Consider the following 22,272-nt stretch of genomic DNA (forward strand, 5'->3'; position numbering starts at 1 on the left):
CTCAACCGGGTCTCCTCCAGTGTGAGGTTCCGGTCTATGGTCCACCACATACCGTCTAAGATTTCCAGAAAACCGTGAGGGTCATAACCATTGATGCTTAAACCTCTGGCAAAAGCGCTGTAAATGTGTTCATGGGCATTGATAAAGGCCGGCATGATGACCCCGCCTCTGGCATCAATATATTCTGCATCCGGATATGCCTTTTTTATCTCTTCTGTGGTCCCTGCCTTACGGATCGTCCCCTCTTCTATTGCAACTGCTCCGTTCTCAAAAAACGGATTCTGAGGGTCTCTTGTAATCATTCTTCCATTCCCGATAATCAGCATGTTTTTATCTCCTTTTTTTGATTTTCTAATATTATTAAGTAAATTCTTAAAATTTTTCAGTATACAAACCGCACAGAAACCCTTCCCCCATGCCTGCACTTTATTTTTGCAATCTGCTTATACTTACTCTCTTATTCCACGTTTTTTTATACAGATTACACCATAAATCTCTTGATAGGTACAGTGTATCATTTCATATAAAGAAATGCAAGCAAAAAATACAAAAAAAATTAGTGAGCCTAAAAAATTTTTAGAAAAACTCTTGAAATTTAAATTTTTTATGCTATGATGGGAATATAAGAAGTTCAGACAAGGGGGAAAGTACCACATGGATTCAAAGCTTGAATTACTGATACAGATTGCGCAAGGAGTCGCTGCTCATTTCGGAAACAATTGTGAGGTAGTGATCCATGATTTGAGAAAAGAAGATATCGAGAGTTCCATCGTCTTTATCGAAAATGGCCAGGTAAGCAACCGGAAGCTGGGGGACGGCCCCTCTGAAATCGTTCTGGAAACATTAAAGAAGAACCCGGACCTTTTAAAAGACCGTCTTTCCTATCTGACAAGGACCGATGACGGAAGGATTTTAAAATCCAGCACCATGTATATAAGAGGAAAGGATAATACCGTTGACTACATTCTGGCACTTAACTACGACATCACAGGACTGCTTACCATTGATAACGCATTAAAGTCCCTTCTCACTACCGCAGAAACAGCGGGCGGGGATAAACAGCCAAAGAAAATCACCCATAATGTTAACGATCTGCTTGATACGCTGATCGAACAGTCTGTGGCTTTGGTCGGAAAGCCGGTTGCTCTCATGAGCAAAGACGACAAAGTCACTGCGATCCAGTATTTAAACGATGCCGGAGCGTTCCTGATCACCAAATCAGGCGACAAGGTATCCAATTATTTCGGCATATCCAAATTCACTCTGTACAGCTATATGGATGCGAATAAAGAAAAGGCATGATTTCCTTCATGAAGGCAGGCGGAGGTCTAATCGGACTTCCTAATTAAAATTAAAAAAGGAGAATGCGTAATTATGAAACCAATTGAATGGGTTGTAAACACCATGCCAAAGACCGATGATAAGAACTTGCCGGTCATGGCCCTGGATGAAATCAGGAAAGCGAGAAGCTTTCACGAAAGCTTCCCGCAGTACAGCAGGACTCCCCTTGCAAAACTGGATCACATGGCAGATCATCTGGGCCTTGGCCAGGTTTATGTGAAAGACGAATCTTACCGGTTCGGCTTAAATGCCTTTAAGGTGCTGGGCGGTTCCTTTGCGATCGCAAAGTATATCGCAAAACAGATCGGCAGGGATGTATCAGAGCTTCCTTACAGCGTCCTCACTTCTGACGCTTTAAGAGAAGAATTCGGCCAGGCCACCTTCTTTACGGCTACCGACGGCAACCACGGACGCGGCGTTGCATGGGCTGCGGGCAAATTAGGCCAGAAGGCAGTCGTCTACATGCCCAAGGGTTCTACCATGACCCGTTTTCATAACATCAGGGCCGAAGGCGCAGATGTTACCATTGAAGAAGTCAACTATGACGAATGCGTCCGCATGGCGGCCGATGCTGCTTCCAAAACAAAGAACGGCGTGGTCGTGCAGGATACCGCCTGGGATGGTTACGAAGAGATTCCTGCCTGGATCATGCAGGGCTACGGAACCATGGCAATGGAGGCAGATGAACAGCTGGAAGAATACGGCTGTGACAGACCAACTCATGTATTCATTCAGGCAGGCGTCGGTTCCCTTGCCGGAGCCGTCCAGGGTTACTTCGCTAACCGCTACCCGGAAAATCCGCCTAAGGTGGTGGTCGTGGAAGCCGATGTTGCTGCCTGCCTCTATAAGGGAGCCAAAGCCGGCGACGGGAAAATCCGCATCGTGGACGGCGATATGCAGACCATTATGGCCGGCCTTGCCTGCGGCGAGCCAAACACCATTTCCTGGGATATCTTAAAGAACCACGCGGATGCTTTTGTCTCCGCTCCTGACTGGGCGGCTGCCCTGGGCATGAGAATGCTTGCAGCGCCTGTGAAGGGGGATACACCGGTCACTTCCGGTGAATCAGGCGCCGCTCCGTTCGGGGTTCTGGCCTGTATCATGAAGCTTGACGAATACAGGGAGTTAAGGGAGCATCTGGGACTTCATGAGGATTCAAAAGTTCTCCTCTTCTCTACAGAGGGCGATACCGACCCGGACCGTTACAAAGCCATTGTCTGGGAAGGAAAAGAACGATAGGCAAAATTTTCTTAGTGAAGACAAACATTAGCCGTTCGATGAGCCAAAGGCCAATTGAACTTCATAAAAAATAAATGATAAACCGGAGGATAGAAACATGGATTACAGCAAAATCAAAGAAGCAGCAAAAAACTATGAAGCTGACATGACAAGGTTTTTACGGGACATCGTTAAGTTCCCGGGCGAAAGCTGTGACGAAAAAGCCCACATCGACCGCATTGCGGAAGAAATGAGAAAGCTTCAGTTCGACAAAGTGGAGATCGACCCAATGGGCAACGTTTTAGGCTACATGGGAACCGGCAGGACCTTAATCGGCTTTGACGCCCACATCGACACCGTAGGGATCGGAAATAAGAGCAACTGGAACTTTGATCCATACGAAGGCTATGAGAATGATACGGAAATCGGCGGCCGCGGCGTATCCGATCAGTGCGGCGGCATCGTATCAGCCGTTTACGGAGCAAAAATCATAAAGGATTTAGGCCTTTTAAATGACAAATATACCGTACTTGTTACCGGTACCGTTCAGGAAGAGGACTGTGACGGACTCTGTTGGCAGTACATCATCAAGGAAGATAAGGTCCGCCCGGAATTCGTTGTTTCCACCGAACCGACCGACGGCGGCATCTACCGCGGGCAGAGAGGCCGTATGGAGATCCGCATCGACGTGAAAGGCATCTCCTGCCACGGCTCTGCACCGGAGCGCGGCGACAATGCTATTTACAAGATGGCTGACATCCTTCAGGATGTGCGCGCTCTCAATGAGAATGACACAGCCGGTGACAAGGAAATAAAAGGCCTTGTGAAAATGCTTGATGAAAAATACAATCCGGAATGGAAGGAGGCCAACTTCTTAGGCCGCGGTACCGTTACGGTATCTGAGATTTTCTTTACCTCACCAAGCCGCTGTGCAGTCGCCGACTCCTGCGCCGTATCCTTAGACCGCCGCATGACAGCAGGCGAGACATGGGAAAGCTGCCTGGAAGAGATCCGTAACCTTCCGAACGTGAAAAAATACGGGGATGACGTGACTGTTTCCATGTATGAATATTCCCGTCCTTCCTACAAAGGACTTACTTATCCGATCGAATGCTACTTCCCGACCTGGGTCATTCCGGAAGATCATGCCGTTACCAGGGCATTGGAAGAAGCCTATAAAAATCTATACGGCGATGCAAGGATCGGCGCAGAGGATACACTTAAGATGAGGACCACCCGCCCTCTTACCGACAAGTGGACCTTCTCCACCAACGGCGTTTCCATCATGGGACGTAACGGAATTCCATGCATCGGCTTCGGACCCGGCGCAGAGGCTCAGGCCCATGCTCCAAACGAGAAGACATGGAAACAGGATCTGGTGACCTGCGCAGCCGTATACGCCGCACTTCCTGCCGCTTACTGCAAATAAATATAATATCCGCCACCCCTAACAATCATTTTTGCTGTCCGCCCCTCATTCCTTCCCCGGATTAATGCCCGGCAGACGGCACGAAGGATAGATATCAACATAACACAAAGAAAATCAGGAGGCTTACCACAACATGAAAACCTTACAGGATTATATCGACAAATTGAATTCCTTAAACTTCAAGGAAATGTATGAAAATGATTTCTTCTTAACCTGGGAGAAGACAGACGATGAGCTGGAAGCTGTCTGGACCGTCGCTGACGCTCTCCGTTTCATGAGAGAAAACAACATCTCCACAAAAGTATTTGAAAGCGGCCTTGGAATCTCCTTATTCCGGGATAATTCCACCCGCACCCGTTTCTCCTTTGCTTCTGCCTGCAACTTACTTGGCCTGGAAGTCCAGGATTTAGACGAAGGCAAATCCCAGGTAGCTCACGGCGAGACCGTACGGGAAACAGCCAACATGATTTCCTTCATGGCAGATGTGATCGGCATCCGGGATGATATGTACATCGGCAAGGGCAATGCTTACATGCACGAAGTTGCAGATGCTGTCACTCAGGGCCACAAAGACGGCATTTTGGAGCAGAAACCAACCCTGGTGAACTTACAGTGCGACATCGACCATCCAACCCAGAGCATGGCCGATATGCTGCACATCATCCATGAGTTCGGCGGCCTCGGAAACTTAAAGGGCAAAAAGCTGGCTATGACATGGGCTTACTCTCCTTCCTACGGAAAGCCATTATCCGTTCCTCAGGGCGTGATCGGCTTAATGACACGTATGGGCATGGAAGTTGTTTTAGCTCATCCGGAAGGTTATGAGGTTATGCCGGAAGTGATCGAAGCAGCAAAGAAGAATGCGGAAAAATCCGGCGGTTCCTTCCGCGTATCCAACGATATGGCAGATGCATTCAAAGACGCTGATATCGTATATCCAAAGAGCTGGGCACCATTCGCAGCCATGGAAAAGAGAACCGATCTTTACGGCGAAGGCGATACGGAGGGCATCCGGGCGCTCGAAAAGGAATTGCTGGCTCAGAACGCACAGCACAAGGACTGGTGCTGTACCGAAGAATTAATGAAGGCGACCAAAGACGGCAAAGCGCTTTATCTGCACTGCCTGCCGGCTGACATCAACGATGTAAGCTGCGCAGACGGTGAAGTAGAAGCTTCCGTATTCGACCGCTACCGTAATCCGCTATACAAAGAAGCCAGCTACAAGCCTTATGTGATCGCTGCCATGATCTTCTTAAGCAAATTTGAGAAACCGCAGGAGATCTTAAAGAAGCTGGAAGCCAGAAAGACACCAAGAATTTTTAAATAATTCTATGCCAGGGGGCGCACCTGCAGCCAGCTGGGCGGATACAGGTGTACTTATAACAAAACTGTTTCATCATTGAGGGGTTAACACAAATGGATAAGAAAAAAAGAATCGTTATTGCATTAGGCGGCAATGCTTTGGGCAACACTTTACCAGAGCAGATGACCGCAGTTAAGATCACATCGAAAGCAATTGTTGATTTGATCGAAGAGGGCTGCGAGGTTGTGGTAGTTCACGGCAACGGCCCCCAGGTCGGCATGATCAACAATGCCATGAGCGCTTTGAGCCGGGAAGATCCGAACCAGCCAAACACACCTCTCTCCGTCTGCGTAGCCATGAGCCAGGCTTACATCGGCTATGATCTGCAAAATGCTCTGAGAGAAGAACTGGTAAACAGAGGGCTGATAAATATTCCGGTAACCACCATGATCACCCAAATCCGCGTGGATGAAAATGATCCCGCTTTTAAAAAACCTTCCAAACCCATCGGCCACTTCATGACTGAGGAGCAGGCTAAGGAAGCAGCTTTCAAATATGGATATGTGACAAAAGAAGACGCAGGACGGGGTTACCGCCGTGTGGTGGCCTCCCCAAAGCCCGCAGAGATCATTGAGATCGGCGCGATCCGTTCCCTGGTGGAATCCGGACAATTAGTCATCGCCTGCGGCGGCGGCGGCATCCCGGTCACCCTTAAGGGGAACCATTTAAAGGGTGCCAGCGCAGTCATTGATAAAGATTTTGCAAGTGAACTGCTTGCTGAGGAACTGGATGCGGATTTCTTAATCATCCTCACAGCAGTCGAAAAAGCAGCAATAAACTTCGGTAAACCGGAAGAGAAATGGTTGGACGATATTACAACAGACGAAGCCCGCAAGTACATGGAAGACGGACATTTTGCTCCTGGCTCCATGCTGCCGAAGGTCCAGGCTGCCGTGAAATTCGCAGATTCCAAGAAGGGGCGGCGCGCGCTCATCACTTTGCTGGAAAAAGCAAAAGAGGGAATCCTGGGAAATACCGGAACTCACATTCATCAGTAAACCTTTCCTAAAGGAGGAACTTTTACAATGAGACAGTCAAAGAAACAATACGCTTCTATTTTTGAACTCAACGGCATCCCAAAATTTTCACAGACATTTCCGCTGGCGGTCCAGCACCTGGTAGCCATGATCGTGGGCTGTGTCACTCCCCCTATTATCGTTGCAAATATCGTCGGTCTGGAAGCAGCGGACCGGGTCATCCTGATCCAGGCCGCTCTGGTCGTGTCCGCATTATCCACCCTGCTTCAGCTTTTCCCCCTGGGCAAAAAGGACGGGTTCCGCATTGGCTCTGCTCTTCCCGTCATCCTGGGCATCAGCTTTGCCTATGTTCCCAGCATGCAGGCCATTGCCGCGGATTATGGAATACCGGCTATATTAGGCGCTCAGATCGCAGGCGGCGTCATAGCGTTTCTTGTAGGCATCTGTGTCATGCGCATCCGCAAATTTTTCCCGCCGCTCATAACAGGAACGGTTGTATTCACCATTGGACTCTCCCTCTACCCTACAGCCATTAACTATATGGCAGGAGGAGCTTCCAATCCTGCCTATGGTTCCTGGCAGAACTGGACCGTGGCGTTCATCACTCTGGCCGTTGTAACCATTTTAAATCATTTCGGAAAAGGCATTTTCAAACTGGCTTCCATTTTGATCGGAATTATTGTCGGTTATATCATCGCACTGTTCTTCGGCATGGTAGACTTCGCCAATATCGGAACTGCCGCCATTTTCCAGATCCCCCGGCCGTTTCACTTCGGCATTGTATTTGAACCGTCATCCTGCATTGCCATCGGCCTCTTATTCGCAATTAACTCTGTTCAGGCAATCGGAGACTTTACGGCAACCACCAGCGGTTCCATTGACCGGGAACCAACCGATAAGGAGCTTCAGGGAGGCATCATGGGCTACGGCATCACCAATATTTTAGGTGCCATGCTGGGAGGCCTTCCGACCGCGACCTACAGCCAGAACGTGGGGATCGTAACCACGACTAAGGTCGTTAACCGCTGTGTTATGGGGCTGACCGCAGTCTTTTTGCTGGCTGCCGGTTTCATCCCCAAGTTCTCCGCTCTGCTTACCACCATTCCCCAATGCGTTCTGGGCGGTGCCACTGTATCGGTATTTGCCTCCATCGCCATGACCGGGATGAAGCTGGTAACATCAGAAGAGATGAACTATCGGAATTCTTCCATTGTAGGTCTTGCCGCTGCTCTTGGCATGGGAATTTCCCAGGCAACTGCTGCCCTTCAGTCTTTCCCGGCCTGGGTTGTTACCATCTTCGGACGTTCTCCGGTGGTTGTGGCAACCATTGTGGCAATCTTCTTAAATATCATTCTTCCGAAAGAAAGCAAAAAGAATAAATAAGAAAAAGCTGAGGGCCGGTAAAACTTCCCTCAGCTTTTTCACAGCCTTTTTTTCTAAACCTTCCAGATATCCCGGTTATATTCGAACACGGTGCGGTCGGAAGAGAAATACCCGGCCCTGCTGATATTGACCAGCATCTTCTTCGCCCATCCCATACGGTTCTCATAATCCTTATAAATTCTTTCCCTGGCAGCCGCATAAGCCTTATAATCCAGTAAGGTCATGAACCAGTCTTTGTTCCGGATCTCATCATAAAGCCGTTTTAAGCTTTCCCTGTGCCCAATGGCCGTCATTTCCGCTCCCACCATAAAATCCAGGGCTTCCCTGATATCCTCATCCTTTTCATAATAATCCCTTGATACATAGTCCGCTTTTGCATAATGTCCCATGACCGTCTCACTGGATTCCCCGAAGATATAAATATTATCCGGCCCCACCAGTTCCGCGATCTCCACATTGGCTCCATCCATGGTTCCAAGGGTCACCGCACCGTTTAGCATGAATTTCATATTTCCGGTCCCGCTGGCCTCCTTGGACGCCAGGGAAATCTGCTGGGAAATGTCACAGGCAGGGATCAGCTTTTCGGCCTTTGACACATTATAGTTTTCCACCATCACGACTCTTAGATAGGGGCTCACCTGCGGGTCATGATTGATCAGGTCCTGGAGGCACAGAATCAGGTGAATGATGTCCTTTGCAATCACATAAGCAGGGGCCGCTTTTGCGCCGAAAATCACTGTGACCGGCGTGGAAGGTACGTGACCCTTTTTTATTTCCAGGTACTTGTGTATCAGATAAAGAGCGTTCATCTGCTGCCGCTTGTACTCATGAAGCCGTTTGACCTGAATGTCGTAAATCGAATTTTCGTTGATCTCAATGCCCTGTGTTGACATAAGATAATCCTTTAAAGCAATCTTATTTTGTGCTTTGATATTCAATATGGCTTTCAGGGTAGCCTCATCATCAAATGCGGCAAGCTTCTCAAGTTCCATGGCATCCGTCTTAAAACCGTCCCCGATTTTTGAACGGATCAGCTCTGATAACGGATGATTGCAATGCAGAAGCCACCGCCGGAAGGTAATGCCATTGGTCTTATTCCCGAATTTTTCCGGGTAAATACCGTAGAATTTCTTCAGCTCGCTCTTTTTTAATATCTCCGTATGAAGGTATGCCACCCCATTGACGCTGAATCCATAGTGAATATCCATATGAGCCATATGCACCAGACTTTTCTCATCAATGATGTCAAGATCAGCATCGCCATAAGCTTTACGGACCCGTTCGTCCAGTTTTTCAATGACAGGCACCAGCTGCGATACGGCTTCCTCCAAGTATTCCATGGGCCACTTTTCCAATGCTTCCGCAAGAATGGTATGATTGGTATAAGCACAGGTATTTTTTACGATCTCAACTGCCTCATCAAAGGAAATCCCCCGCAGAATCAAAAGACGGATCAGCTCCGGAATGATCATGGACGGATGGGTATCATTGATCTGGATTACCGCATAATCCGGCAGGTCATGAAGAATGCAGCCCTTTCCGGTACATTCATCAAGAATATACCGGGCAGCATTGCTGACCATGAAATACTGCTGGTAAATGCGAAGCTTCCGGCCTGCCTCATCGCTGTCATCCGGATAAAGGAACAGGGTTAAATTCTTACTTATCTCCTCTTTGTCAAAGGAAATCCCGTCTTTTACCATCCCTTCATCAATGGTTTCCAGATCAAATAAGTGGAGCTTATTGGTACGGCTGCCATATCCGGTTACCGCTATGTCATACAGCCTGGAATGAACCGTCAGCCCTCCAAAGGTTACAGGATAGCTGACTTCTGTCCTGGTAAGCCAGCTCATTTCTTCGATCCAGGGATTGGGAATCTCCGTCTGAAGCCGGTCCTCAAATGTCTGCTTAAATAAGCCAAAGTGATAATTTAACCCAATACCGTCTCCGTTTAGGCCAAGGGTCGCCATGGAATCCAGAAAGCATGCGGCAAGGCGCCCAAGGCCGCCGTTTCCCAGGGAAGGTTCCGGCTCCATTTCCTCAATTTCACAGAGATCCCGGCCGTTTTCTGCCAGAACCCTCCGCACCTCTTCGTACATTCCAAGGTTAATCAGATTATTGGAAAGCAGCTTTCCGATGAGGAATTCCGCCGAAATATAATAAACCTTTTTCTTTCCTTCCCTGCTCTGACGCTTCGCCGCCTCTTCCTGCACCAGCTTTAACAATGCGGAATATAGCTCCTCATTGGAACACCTGTCTATTTTTTTACCGCTTTTTTCAAAAATCCGCTCTTCAAGATTCATACGAACCGCTCCTTTTCTACTGCCTGATTTTACTTTCTGTCTGTATTATAGTATCCTAAATGCTGTTTATCTTGCAGCATTCCGGAATATTATGGTACAATACTATCATTATAATGAGATTTTTTTTGAAAAAGGGTGTTTTATGAATATTATTGAATACGAAAACTATCAGGAAAAACGGGAGCAGGACCCTTCCGGCTTTCCTTACCTGACTTATCCCTGTACCATTCCGCTGGATTTTAACAAGGTACCGCTCCACTGGCACGATGAGATGGAATTCATTTATATCAAGAAAGGGACCGGGCTGGTATCGGTGGATTTTGTTCCCTATGAGGTTCATGCAGGAGATATTGTCATTGTCTGTCCCGGCAAGCTTCATACCATTGAGCAGTGGAAACAGGAATCCATGGAATACGAAAATATTATTTTCCATCTGAATCTCCTTGGCTCCCGCCAGCCGGATATCTGTTGGGAAAACTATCTTTCCCCCATCAGCCGGAACCAGAGGAACCTTCCTGTGCTGATCCGGCCAGGCCTGCCATATTATGGCGGGATCGCTTCCTGCCTGGATCATATCGATCAGGTCCGGCAGTTATTTCCGGAGGCATACGAGCTGCTGATCAAAGGGAAATTGTTTGAACTTTTTTTCCTGCTTTGGGAAAATCAGGCAGCTTTTCCTGCATCCGCGCCTTCCCGTCCGCCAAAAATCCTGGAAAGGACCAGACAGATCTTAAAATACATGGAACAGCATTACAGCGAATCCCTTTCCATAAAAGAAATGTCCGTAGCCTGCGGAATGAGCCAGTCCCATTTCATGAAATTCTTCAAGCAGACCATGGGCATGCCCTTTACCGCTTATTTAAATGATTACCGGCTGACCATGGCCTCCCGGCTGCTTCTCTCCTCCGATGATTCCATCCTGACCATTGCAGGGGATACCGGATTTAACAACTTATCTTACTTCAACCGGATCTTCAAGGAAAAGTTCGGGATGACTCCCAGGGAATTCCGGAGGCATATGGATATTCCGCCCTGCCGGTGAATAAGATATTATGAAATACTGAGACAGGAGAACCCATATGCATGGAGACAGGAAAAAACGGCTCGCTTTTATTGCACTTCCCCTGGCTGTCGGGATTTTGGCCGGATTCTTATCAATGAGCGGTATGGCTTTGTATAAAACCTTAAACCTGGCCTCACAGTCTCCCCCCGGCTGGCTGTTTCCCATTATTTGGGCCTTCCTTTTTATCCTTATGGGAAACAGCTCCTATATGATTGCTGATTCACCGCCTCACAGAAAAAAAGAAGCCCTCCGGTTATATGGCTTCCAGCTGTTCTTAAATTTTATCCGGATTCTTGTTTTCTTTCGTCTGCACCATTATCTGCTGGCATTTATCATTCTTCTTTTTCTTTGGTATTATATTTACAAAATGATCGTCTCCTTCTGGTCCGTCAATCCGATGGCGGCACTCCTGCAGATTCCTTACCTGTTATGGGTAACGTTTACCGGATACTTAAATCTGGCAGTTGTTTTCCTCAATTAAGATCAGCGGTATGGCATATGATGTGCCATACCGCTTTCCCTTTCTGTCCTTTTACCGGTCTACCAGGGAATCACCCCATAGAGCAAAACTGCTGCGACCGCTCCGATGACAGGTCCGGTCAAAGGGACAATGGCATATCCCCAGTTTGAACTCCCCTTGTCTTTTACAGGCAAAATGGAATGTGCCAGACGGGGCCCCAGATCACGCGCCGGATTGATCGCATACCCTGTTAATCCACCCAAAGACATGCCAATGGATACGATAATCCCCATAACCAGTAATTTATCCGCCCCTGGAACAAGGCCTTCCACCTGGCCCAGTCCTTTAATCGCAAATACAAGTACAAATGTTCCGACAGCTTCACTGAGAATATTACGGCCCAGGTCCGGTATTGACGGTGAGGTACAGAAAACGCCAAGCTTTGTTCCCTGATCTTCCGTCGCATCAAACTGGTTCTTGAATAATACGTATACCAGGACTGCTCCTGTAAATGCGCCGGCAAACTGTGCGGCCACATATCCGGGCACCATGCTCCAGGCCATGCTTCCATCCACGGCAAGAGCCAATGTCAAGGCCGGATTAAAGTGTGCACCGGAGGCCCTTCCGAATATAAATGCCGGAAGCATAACCGCAAGCCCCCAGGCAAGTGTGATCTGAACAGGCCCTGCCCCCTTCATACCTGATTTAGTTAATGTTGCATTAGCCACCACACCGTCGCCTAAAAGTATTAAAATAAAAGTTCCTATAAATTCTGCTATGTACGGTAACATCCTTGCTTCCCCCTTCTGATTTTTCCTCGCTCAAGCGGAGCCGTTTTAGTCTTCCTTCGCCCAATCGTAGGAATATCTTACCGCCTTATTCCAGCCTTTTATTTTTGCCGCCCTCTCTTCTTCCTGGATAGAGGGATGAAAGATCGTGTCAATGGCCCAGTTTTTTACGACGTCTTCCTTACTTGCCCAATACCCGGCCGCCAGACCTGCTAAGTAAGCGGCCCCCATAGCAGTTGTCTCCACGCATACCGGCCGCTTTACCGGTGCATTGATAATATCTGCCTGTGTCTGCATCAGGAAATCATTGGCACTGGCGCCGCCGTCCACCTTAAGTGAACTCAGTTCGATTCCGGAGTCAGCGCGCATGGCCTGTAAAACGTCATTGGCCTGATATGCCAGAGATTCCAGAGTGGCACGGATCAAGTGATATTTGTTCACGCCTCGGGTAATCCCCACAATGGTTCCTCTCGCATACTGGTCCCAGTGGGGTGCTCCCAGCCCAGTAAAAGCAGGCACCACATAGCATCCATTGGTATCCTTTACCTTTTTTGCCATATATTCCGAATCCGGCGCACTGTCAATGAGCCTTAATTCGTCACGCAGCCACTGAATTGCCGCTCCCGCAACAAAAATGGAACCTTCCAGGGCATAATTCACTTTTCCATCCAGTCCCCAGGCAATGGTAGTCACCAGTCCATTTTGGGAAAACACCGGTTTTTCACCTGTATTCATCAGCAGGAAACAGCCGGTTCCATATGTATTTTTCGCTTCTCCTGCATGAAAGCAGGTCTGGCCGAATAATGCGGCCTGCTGGTCTCCGGCCGCTCCTCCGATCGGGATCTCTCCTCCGAAGAAGGAGGAATCGGTCCTTCCATAGATACAGCTTGAGGGCTTTGCCTCCGGCAGCATGCACTCCGGAATGTCAAGTTCTGCCAGTATCTCCTTATCCCAGCACAGATCGTTGATATTAAATAACATGGTGCGGGAAGCATTGGAATAATCCGTAACATGAACGGCTCCCCTTGTCAGCTTCCAGATCAGCCACGTTTCTACGGTGCCAAACAGAAGTTCTCCCCGCTCTGCACGTGATCTTACCCCTTCTACATGGTCCAGGATCCATTTTAGCTTTGTTCCTGAAAAATAGGCGTCGATCACAAGACCTGTTTTGGCGCGGTAGCTGTCAGTCAGCCCTTTTTCCTTTAAGGCATCACAGTATTCAGACGTTCTCCTGCATTGCCATACAATTGCATGGTAAACCGGCTCACCGGTGGCTTTATCCCAGACAATGGCAGTTTCACGCTGATTCGTAATACCGATAGCAGCAATATCTTCTGCTGCTGCCCCCACCTTTTGCATAGCTTCCACAGCTACCCCTAACTGTGTGGACCAGATTTCATTTGCATCATGTTCTACCCAGCCCGGTTTTGGAAAATACTGTTTGAATTCCTTTTGCGCCACACTGCACATTTCACCTTTTTCATTAAAAAGAATGCAGCGGTTGCTTGTGGTCCCCGCATCAAGGGCCATTACATATTTTGCCATATTTTACCCCTCCGTATTGGTTTTGATATAATTATTTTATCTGAAATGCTCCTCTTTGTCTTTAGACAATCCGGCTGCTCTGTTCAAATTTCCCAATGCCGTTTTTTCCGGAAACACATAATACCGGGTATGTTCCGGTATCAAAAACATCTCTATATACCGGGCTGCCTGGGCCACCTGCCGTTCATCCGCCTCCTTCATCTGGGAAATGCTGTCAAGAATGAAGTGGCAGATGGAACGTGTTGCAAAGCGCATGATCATTCCATTCTCTGTTTTCCCCAGAAGCCTTCGTTCCCTTAACTGTTGCTCCACGACCCCGTAAAGGCCTGAGATCAGCTGCTCCCGCTCAATATTGTCCAACACCCTGCGGTAAAATCTCCGGTCCTCTTTAATCAGACGGGTGACCTTGCACATCCATTCTTCAAAGGTTTCCTCAGGTGCGTACTCCATTTTTTCCAGCAATTGTTTTTTGCAGATCCAGTTTATCACATCATAAATATCGCGGAAATGGTAATAAAAGCTCTGCCGCCTCATTTCCTTACGGTCCATGATATCCTGAACCGTAATCTTGCGGACAGGCTTTTCATTCATCAGTTCCTTTAAAACATCTGCTATCTTTTTTTTGGTATCACACATAACACGAATCCCCCTCCTTTTCCGGCTCCTATACACACCATATATCCGATTTTGTGGTAGAAACCGAGATTGCTCCTGCCATCAAAGCCTCCATAACGTCCTCCTTGTCACTGATCAATCCTCCTGCAATGATCGGCTGTTTACTGAAATCTGTTATTTTTCTGATCACCTTTGGCATGATACCCGGTAAGATCTCTATAAAATCTGCCTTGATCTGATATTTTTGCCTCTCAATGCTCTGAAATGCCCTGGAATCGATTAAAAAAATCCGGTATACAGTATACAGGCCCAATTCCCTGGCCCGGTTAATTAAATTTAACCTGGTAGAAATAATGCCGTCCGCTTTCGTGTTTTCCTTAATAAAATCTGCCGCAAAGTCCTGTTCCCCTAAGCCCTCAATTAAATCAATGTGCACCAATGCGATCTTTCCTGCGCTTTTCACCCGTTCTGTCACATTTTTAATGCTGCATATATTTCCGAATAGTATAAATACGATCCTGACATCCGTATTTAAGCATTTCTCCACGCCTTCCTCATTTTTCACCGCAGCAATGATCGGACAGTCCGCCATTGCATCATAAAATTTCTGATCCATAACCTATCTCCCTGAAACAAAAAAGAGCAAAGCTATTAACAACATTTCTGTTGTCCTAACCTTGCTCCAATTCTCTGGTCGTTCTTCACTTTTATAAAATAACGTTATCACATTATACCATGTATTTCAAGTATAAAAACTGTTTTATCATAAATTTGTACAAAACATCAATTTTTTACATTTCAGATTTATGAATTTTCTCCATTTGCCTTCCGTTCTTTTTCACGGGAATGCAGCATACGCCTTCCATGCCTTTTTATGCTTGCTCTTTTCCTACGGCCTTGTAGGTCTCTTCCACGATTCTCTCCATGGCATTTAAGATGTTCTCATACCCCGTACATCTGCATAAATGTCCGGATATCATCTTTCTTAGTTCCTCTCTGTTATAACGCTTTCCGGTTCCCACGATCTCCACGGCTGTCATGATCAGGCCCGGCGTACAGAATCCGCATTGAACGGCTGCTTCCTCCACAAATGCTTTCTGAACCGGGTCAAGCTCGCCATTCGGCCCTTTTAAGCCTTCCACGGTCATGATCCTCCGGCCTTCGGCCCACACCGTTAAATAGATGCAGCTGTCAATGGCCTCCCCATCCACAAGCACCGTACAGGCTCCGCATTCTCCCACTTCACAGCCTTTTTTTACGCTGGTAAGGCCCAGACGGTTTCTTAACGTCTCAAGCAGGGATTCCCTTTCGTCAACAGCGGTTTCTACTTTCTTATCATTGACAATCATCTGAACAATCTTAAGCATTCCATTCACCTCCTGCATGGATGACCGCCTGTTTTAAGGCACGCTTTCCAAGCTCCTCAACCAGCTGCAGGCGGAATTCCTTAGACGCTCTCCAGCTGGAACGGGGATTTACCTCTTTTAATGCGTTCTCACCTACCGTTTGGATCAGATCAGCTCCCAGCTTCATTCCTTTTACCCGGTTCTCGGTTTCAAAGCAGCGGACCGGAGTCGGTGCGGCAACGCCATAAGCCAGGCGCATATCCTCAATATGCTTTTTATCCCCGCTCAGCTTCACGGTGACCGCACATCCTAAGGCAGCGATCTCCATGGCATTCCTCTTGCCGTATTTGATATAATGGCCGCCGTATCCCTCATAGGATTCCTTTTTGATCTGAATGGCCGTTAATACCTCATCGTGCTGCCTTACGGTCTTTCCCGGTCCCGTATACCAGTCCCGGATGGGGATTTCCCTGACCCCCTCCGGTCCTTCCACCGCTAAAACGGCATCCAGGCAGCAAAGAGAGGGGGCGCTGTCCGCACTGGTCACGCCGTTGCAGACATTTCCTCCCACGGTACCGATGTTTCGCAGCTGAGGCCCGCCGGCCTGGTCCACGGCCTCCCCAAGGATGGGAATGTATTTCTGAATGATCTTATTGTTGGTTATGTGGGAAAATGTAGCAGCCGGGCCGATGACAATGCTTCCATCCTCCTTTAAATCCACTCCTTCCAATTCCCGGAGGCCATGAATGCTGACCAGAGAACATCCTGCCAGCTTTCCTTCCCTGATTTTAATCAGTACGTCGCTCCCGCCGGAGATTATGACAGCTGACCGGTCCTCTTTCAGGGCTCGGATGGCATCTTTTACATCTGCTGCCTGATAGAATTTTTCAATATCATACATGTGAATCCACCACCCCTTCTATATTAGTCCTGCTTCTTTAAACTTCTCCACCAGCTTCTGTGGATCAAGAGGCAGACTGTCTACTGCTACACCCGTTGCATGAAGCACCGCATTGCGGACAGCCGGAGCCACAGGAATGGCCGGCGGCTCCCCAAGGGCCTTATTTCCAAACGGTCCTGTGGGATCTTCCAGTTCAACAAACCGGACATGAAGGTCCGGCGTATCCATGGACGTAGGAAGCTTGTAATCCAGCAGGTTATCATTCAAAGGCCTGCCGTTTTTATCAAATAACAATTCCTCGCTGAGCGCGTATCCAAGTCCCATGCTCATTCCTCCGTGCACCTGGGCCTCTGCCAGCTTTGGATTGATGAGAATTCCGCTGTCATGGACATTGATGATGTTGGTCACCTTAACCCTGCCAAGGGGCATATCCACCTCTACCTCAGCAAAGCAGACACCGGTTGCAATGGTGTTTTCCTTGCAATGGCTGGTGGCCTCTGCCGTAATATGAACGGAACGGTCCAGGCTGTAGAAGGCGTTGGTAGCAAGATCTGCCATATCCATAAGCTTCTCTCCGCTTTCTTTGTCAACGACCACGTTATTTTCAATGTCCATGGAAGCAGTTTCCCGGTCCAGCATATAGCTTACATATTCCAGGATCCTTTCTTTCATAAGATGGCCGCAGTTCTTCACGGCTTTTCCGCTGACATAGGTTTGTCTGGAAGCATAAGCGCCGGTATCAAAGGGGGTAATGTCCGTATCCTGGGTGGAAACGATATGGACCTTATCCTCCGATATTCCAGTAACCTCCGCTGCCATCTGTATGAATACGGTATCCGCGCCCTGTCCGATCTCCGTAGCGCCCATCTGAAGCTGCATGGAACCATCCTGGTTTAATATCATGCGGCAAGCGGCCGTCTCCAGGGAAATCGGATAAACTCCTGTCTTATAGCTGAAGATAGCCATACCCACGCCTTTCCGGATGGGTCCGGCCTGATTCTCATATTCTTTTCTTTTCTCATCCCAGTGAATGAATTCCCGGCCCTTCTGAATGCATTCCTTTAGGCCATATGTATGGCAGGTAATATGGGTGTGGGGATCCACATACCCTTCCTGCATACAGTTTTTTAAACGGAATTCCAGAGGGTCCATAGAAAGGGCCATGGATAAATCATCGGCCATACATTCCGACGCAAAAGCCGCCTGGGGGATTCCATAGCCTCTCATGGCTCCGCCCGAAGACAAGTTGGTATAAACCGTATAGGCATCCGACTGCAGGGTCTTTTCGTCGTGATAGATCTGTTTAAATTCATTGACCGTATTGGCAACAATGGAGTGCCCATGGGATGCGTAGCCTCCCTGGTTGGAAAATGCCTCCAGCCTTCTGGCTACCAGGGTCCCGTCTTTTCGCACAGCCGCCTTTACATGCATTTTAATGGCATGGCGGACTCTGGTATGGGCCAGGGTCTCTTCTCTTGAGATCTCCATGCGCACGCCTCTTCCTCCGGCCTGGGTACAGAGATAGGCGTTAAGCGGTTCATAAAGGACCTCCTGCTTGTTGCCAAAGCCTCCGCCGATATAGGGCTTGATCACCCGGATATCTCCCACCGGAATGCCCAAAGCCTGGCTGATGACACGGCGGACGATATGGGGGATCTGGGTGGAGGTGGTGACAACGATCCTCCCTTTTTCCATATAGGCAAAGGAAATGGGCGTCTCTATGTGGCAGTGCTGCACGCACTGGGTATCGTATACCCGGTCGATCTCCAGAATATCTTCGCCTTTTATGGCAGCTTCATAAGGCATATCGCCTACAGTAAAGTTGGAATGTGCGATCAAATTGCCCGGTCTCTCTTCGTGAAGGACCGAAGCGCCTTTAGCAAGCGCAGCCTCTGCCGTAAGAAGCGGCTCATACTCCTCATATTCCACCTTTACAAGACGGGCGGCCCGGTTCGCTGCGATCTCATCTTCTGCAATGACCGCCGCAATATCATCTCCATAGGTCCGCACCCTGGTATTAAGGAGCTTTCTGTCCGCAATGTCCTGATGGGCTTTTTCCACGGACCAGGGATGCCCGGCAGTGGGAAACTGCAAGTCCGGTACATCAAAGCAGGTCACGATTTTTACAACTCCGGCCACCTTTAAGGCATCTTCCAAGTCAAAGCGCTTCACCACCCCATTTGCAATGGTGCTTCTTACGACCTTTGCGACAAGAAATCCCCGGGGTTCCAGATCTGCGGTGTATTTAGCGCCGCCGGTTACTTTTTCACTTGCGTCAACGCGAGTCATGTTTTTGCCAATTCCCATGGCATCCTACCTCCTGATTCTTATTTTTGAAGTGTCCGGCAGTCTCCCGCCCTTCCTTTATGGAAAAAGGCCGGCGGAGACGAGACTTTTTCAAAGCATATAACGCTTATCAAAGTGATGTCGCCGCCAGCCCACTGACATTGTCTTTTGACCGGTGAAAATCGAACTTCCTTATATTAATATATATTTTAGTACAAACAATACCGCCAGAACATACATGAGCGTACTGATTTTCTTCTCTTTTGCCTTACCGGTAACCAGGTTGATAAATACATAAGAAATCACGCCCATGGCGATCCCTTCGGAAATGCTGTACATAAACGGCATGGCAATAATCGCGATATAGCTTGGAATGGCCTCTGTGAAATCTGAAAAATCAATCTTGGTAACAGAGGTCATCATCAAAAAGCCTACCACCACCAGAGCGGGAGCCGTGGCAAAGGACGGAATCGCTAAGAAAATCGGGGATAAAAACAGGGATAATCCAAACAACACGGCTGCGACCACTGCGGTCAGACCGGTTCTCCCCCCTTCTGCAACGCCGGCCGCACTCTCTACGAATGTAGTGGTAGTGGAAGTACCGAAAATTGCGCCTACGGATGTACCGACCGCATCGGACAATAATGCGCCTCTGATCTGAGGAAGCTTTCCGTCTTTATCCAGCATGTCGGCCTTGGAAGCCACGCCGATCAGTGTTCCCAGGGTATCAAACATATCGACAAACAGGAACGCAAACATCACAACCAGGAAATCCAGGGAAAGGATCCTGGAGAAATCCAGCTTAAAAAAGGTGGGGGCCATGCTGGGAACTCCAAATCCTGATGAAAAATCAGGGAAAACACTCAACATGCCCAGTTCCGGATTTGGCTGGTATAAACCGAACGCCTGGCAGATCATCCCAAGGACCCAGGTTGCCAGAATTCCCCATAAAATATTCCCCTTAACGTTTTTAACAACCAACACCGCCGTAATCAGGATGCCGATGACCGCTAATAAAACGGTAATTCCGACGGTATGGAACGTTCCATCCGCCAAAGAGCCCTTGAACGAATAAACCGTAACCAGAGTTGCTCCATCTACAACGACCTTTGCATTCTGAAGTCCGATAAATGCGATAAACAGTCCGATTCCGACGGATACGGCATGCTTTAAATTCATAGGGATCGCATTGAAAATCGCCTCGCGGACACTGGTCAGTGAAAGAAGGATAAAAATAAGACCTTCTATGAATACCGCTGCCAGAGCCATCTCCCAGGTATAACCCATATTAAGAACTACCGTATACGCAAAATATGCGTTGAGCCCCATTCCCGGCGCAAGCACAAACGGATAGTTGGCAAGCCCTGCCATCAAAAGAGTCGCAACCAGTGATGCCAGAGCCGTGGCAGTAAATACCGCTCCGCTGTCCATTCCCGCTGCGCTTAAGACGCTGGGGTTGACCGCCAGAATATATGCCATGGTCATAAACGTGGTAATGCCGGCTACAATCTCGGTCCTGGCATCTGTGTGGTTCTTGGATAAGTGAAATACCCTTTCCAAAAATCCGTCACTTTTTTTTGTTTCCATACTTCCTACCTCCTTGATCGGTGAAATATTTTCCTTCCTGCATAAAGAACTACCCCACGCAGCTCCTGTTATACAAAGCTAAAATATCCTTTTCCCTTCTGCATATTTCCCTCTGATGTGCCTGTCATCGGACAGGTATATGAAACGTTCCAGCCGTTCCCGCAATGTGAGCGGCTGCGGATGACGCAGACTGCTGTCATCCAGAATCAGAGCATCAAAGTCATAGCCTTCCAGAAAGCTTCCAACCTTTCCAAAGAACGAACCACCGCCAATGGTTCCCAGATAGAATGCCTCTTCTGCAGTAAGCGGCTTTAAGCTGTCATCCTGAAGCCTCCACCTTAGTTTGGATACGGAAATGGCATCTGCCATAGCACGGAATATGGACTCCCCGCTTCCTCCTGCCACATCAGTTCCAAGCCCCACGTTCATCCCCCGGTCCAGATAAGTCCTGACCGGAGCGATCCCGGAGGATAAGTTGGTATTCGACTGAGGACAGTGAGCAATATAAACTCCACGCTCTTTGATTAACGCGATTTCCGGTTCGGCCGAAGAAACGCAATGAGCCATAACAGTCCTTCCGTTTCCCCCAAACAGGCCGAACCGGTCATAAGCATCTCCATAGAATCCGGAATCCGGACAGAGCTCCTTTACCCATTCAATCTCACTCTGATTTTCCGACAAATGGGACTGCACCGGAAGTCCATACTTCTTCTGCAATTCTCCCAGCCGCTCCATCAGCTCATCCGTACAGGACGGAATGAACCTTGGGGTCAGTATGGGCTTCACATTCCCGTACTTGAAACGCGTCTCCTCCAGCCAGCTAACCGTATCCCGAACCGACTGTTCTGCACTTAATTCACATAAGTATTCCGGGGAATTCCGGTCCATATTGACCTTGCCGATCATGGTCTTCAAACCGGTTTCCTCCATCAGATCCATTAAAAGCTCTGTGGCCGGTTTGTGGATGGTGGCAAAAATACAGGCCCTTGTGGTAGCGCTTCTCTTCATGGCATCCGCAAAAATCTGGTAGGCCTTCCTTGCATATTCCAGATCGCCGTACCTGGCTTCCTCTGGAAACGTATTCGTATTCAGCCAGTCCAAAAGCTCTAAATCCATCCCAAGACCGCGAAATGAAAATTGCGGCGCATGAATATGAAGATCGATGAGCCCCGGAATGATGAGCATATCCCCGCAGTCCTCAAGCGGATAATCCGCAAACTGCTCCGGGATTTCCCTATAAACCCCCGCCGACTTTCCATTCTGGCATATTAAAAAACCCTGTTCCACCGTCTTTAACGTGTGGACATCCTCACTGTAGCATATGTTCCCTTTTAAAATGAATTTTTTATCACTGGTCATAGAACCTCCTGTTCCGTATACAAAGAAAATACGGCAGTTAAATTGCAACGTTCCTAAAACCCTGAGCAATAAAAAACCACCGTTCCTTCTATCTCTCCACACGTGCACCATAAGAACACAGCAAAATAAAGCCGGGCTTACCGTCACGCGGAAACTTATAGACAACTATTACGGTAGTTGGTAGAAACACTCAACCAATTATGAGCATATATAAGTTTCTTTGAATACTGATACTTAACAAATCTTGTGACCTCTGACAGGTTGACTATATCATATTGTACAACTATTTGTCAATACCATTTTTATTT

19 protein-coding genes and 1 riboswitch are annotated in these 22,272 nt (G+C 48.2%); of the genes, 8 read left to right on the forward strand and 11 right to left on the reverse strand.

Annotated features, from left to right (window positions below):
- The coding region (locus BQ9856_RS15350) for an imidazolonepropionase-like domain-containing protein (protein WP_442855536.1) at nucleotides 1–326 on the reverse strand (326 nt) is incomplete at its 3' end.
- Between the two features lie 328 nt (nucleotides 327–654).
- Here BQ9856_RS15350 and BQ9856_RS15355 point away from each other — a divergent pair.
- The 6 genes from BQ9856_RS15355 to BQ9856_RS15380 all read left to right on the forward strand — a co-directional run bounded on the left by BQ9856_RS15355 (nucleotide 655) and on the right by BQ9856_RS15380 (nucleotide 7,711).
- A complete protein-coding gene (locus BQ9856_RS15355; protein WP_077611812.1) occupies nucleotides 655–1,302 on the forward strand; it encodes a helix-turn-helix transcriptional regulator in 648 nt (215 codons plus the stop codon).
- A gap of 72 nt (nucleotides 1,303–1,374) precedes the next feature.
- The gene (gene dpaL / locus BQ9856_RS15360; RefSeq protein WP_077611814.1) at nucleotides 1,375–2,580 is read left to right on the forward strand and encodes a diaminopropionate ammonia-lyase; all 1,206 of its coding nucleotides are present in this window, start codon (nucleotides 1,375–1,377) and stop codon (nucleotides 2,578–2,580) included.
- Nucleotides 2,581–2,677: 97 nt separating this feature from the next.
- Nucleotides 2,678–3,988, forward strand: coding sequence for a YgeY family selenium metabolism-linked hydrolase (locus BQ9856_RS15365; protein WP_077611815.1), 1,311 nt, complete (start codon nucleotides 2,678–2,680; stop codon nucleotides 3,986–3,988).
- Between the two features lie 133 nt (nucleotides 3,989–4,121).
- Nucleotides 4,122–5,315 carry a knotted carbamoyltransferase YgeW gene (gene ygeW, locus BQ9856_RS15370; protein WP_077611816.1) on the forward strand — a complete coding sequence of 398 codons (1,194 nt, stop codon included), beginning with the start codon at nucleotides 4,122–4,124 and terminating at the stop codon, nucleotides 5,313–5,315.
- 89 nt (nucleotides 5,316–5,404) lie between these two features.
- Entirely contained in the window at nucleotides 5,405–6,349 is a 945-nt protein-coding gene (arcC, locus tag BQ9856_RS15375; RefSeq protein WP_077611817.1) for a carbamate kinase, read from the forward strand.
- Between the two features lie 27 nt (nucleotides 6,350–6,376).
- Nucleotides 6,377–7,711, forward strand: coding sequence for a uracil-xanthine permease family protein (locus BQ9856_RS15380; protein ID WP_077611818.1), 1,335 nt, complete (start codon nucleotides 6,377–6,379; stop codon nucleotides 7,709–7,711).
- Between the two features lie 53 nt (nucleotides 7,712–7,764).
- On the opposite strand, the gene BQ9856_RS15385 is transcribed toward BQ9856_RS15380, so the two are convergent.
- A complete protein-coding gene (locus BQ9856_RS15385) occupies nucleotides 7,765–10,014 on the reverse strand; it encodes a glycogen/starch/alpha-glucan phosphorylase (RefSeq protein WP_077611819.1) in 2,250 nt (749 codons plus the stop codon).
- Nucleotides 10,015–10,156: 142 nt separating this feature from the next.
- Between BQ9856_RS15385 and BQ9856_RS15390 the strand changes: the two genes are divergently transcribed.
- Together BQ9856_RS15390 and BQ9856_RS15395 are read left to right on the forward strand one after the other, a co-directional pair.
- The gene (locus BQ9856_RS15390; RefSeq protein ID WP_077611820.1) at nucleotides 10,157–11,056 is read left to right on the forward strand and encodes an AraC family transcriptional regulator; all 900 of its coding nucleotides are present in this window, start codon (nucleotides 10,157–10,159) and stop codon (nucleotides 11,054–11,056) included.
- Between the two features lie 37 nt (nucleotides 11,057–11,093).
- Entirely contained in the window at nucleotides 11,094–11,558 is a 465-nt protein-coding gene (locus BQ9856_RS15395) for a TspO/MBR family protein (RefSeq protein ID WP_077611821.1), read from the forward strand.
- 59 nt (nucleotides 11,559–11,617) lie between these two features.
- Here BQ9856_RS15395 and BQ9856_RS15400 read toward each other — a convergent pair whose 3' ends face one another.
- From BQ9856_RS15400 to BQ9856_RS15440, 9 genes are all read right to left on the reverse strand, one after another.
- Entirely contained in the window at nucleotides 11,618–12,328 is a 711-nt protein-coding gene (locus tag BQ9856_RS15400; RefSeq protein WP_077611822.1) for an MIP/aquaporin family protein, read from the reverse strand.
- Between the two features lie 45 nt (nucleotides 12,329–12,373).
- On the reverse strand, nucleotides 12,374–13,870 hold the full coding sequence (glpK, locus tag BQ9856_RS15405) for a glycerol kinase GlpK (RefSeq protein WP_077611823.1): 1,497 nt from the start codon (nucleotides 13,868–13,870) through the stop codon (nucleotides 12,374–12,376).
- A 36-nt stretch (nucleotides 13,871–13,906) separates the two neighbouring features.
- Complete coding sequence (locus BQ9856_RS15410; protein ID WP_077611824.1) at nucleotides 13,907–14,506, reverse strand: hypothetical protein; 600 nt, start codon at nucleotides 14,504–14,506, stop codon at nucleotides 13,907–13,909.
- 28 nt (nucleotides 14,507–14,534) lie between these two features.
- Entirely contained in the window at nucleotides 14,535–15,101 is a 567-nt protein-coding gene (locus BQ9856_RS15415; protein ID WP_077611825.1) for a glycerol-3-phosphate responsive antiterminator, read from the reverse strand.
- Nucleotides 15,102–15,357: 256 nt separating this feature from the next.
- On the reverse strand, nucleotides 15,358–15,852 hold the full coding sequence (xdhC, locus tag BQ9856_RS15420; protein ID WP_077611826.1) for a xanthine dehydrogenase subunit XdhC: 495 nt from the start codon (nucleotides 15,850–15,852) through the stop codon (nucleotides 15,358–15,360).
- Nucleotides 15,845–16,732: a xanthine dehydrogenase subunit XdhB gene (gene xdhB / locus BQ9856_RS15425; protein ID WP_077611827.1), complete on the reverse strand. Its 888-nt coding sequence runs from the start codon at nucleotides 16,730–16,732 to the stop codon at nucleotides 15,845–15,847. The genes xdhC and xdhB overlap by 8 nt, the downstream gene beginning before the upstream one ends.
- 18 nt (nucleotides 16,733–16,750) lie before the next feature.
- Nucleotides 16,751–19,039 (reverse strand): xanthine dehydrogenase subunit XdhA, encoded by a 2,289-nt coding sequence (gene xdhA, locus BQ9856_RS15430; RefSeq protein WP_077611828.1) that lies wholly within the window; start codon nucleotides 19,037–19,039, stop codon nucleotides 16,751–16,753.
- Nucleotides 19,040–19,210: 171 nt separating this feature from the next.
- Complete coding sequence (locus BQ9856_RS15435) at nucleotides 19,211–20,605, reverse strand: NCS2 family permease (protein WP_077611829.1); 1,395 nt, start codon at nucleotides 20,603–20,605, stop codon at nucleotides 19,211–19,213.
- 78 nt (nucleotides 20,606–20,683) lie between these two features.
- Nucleotides 20,684–21,964, reverse strand: a complete 1,281-nt coding sequence (locus BQ9856_RS15440; RefSeq protein ID WP_077611830.1) for an amidohydrolase family protein — start codon at nucleotides 21,962–21,964, stop codon at nucleotides 20,684–20,686.
- A 138-nt stretch (nucleotides 21,965–22,102) separates the two neighbouring features.
- Nucleotides 22,103–22,198, reverse strand: a riboswitch (purine riboswitch).
- Nucleotides 22,199–22,272 lie beyond the last annotated feature (74 nt).

The organism is Clostridium sp. Marseille-P2415, from assembly GCF_900155545.1.
Taxonomy (GTDB): Bacteria; Bacillota; Clostridia; order Lachnospirales; family Lachnospiraceae; genus Lacrimispora.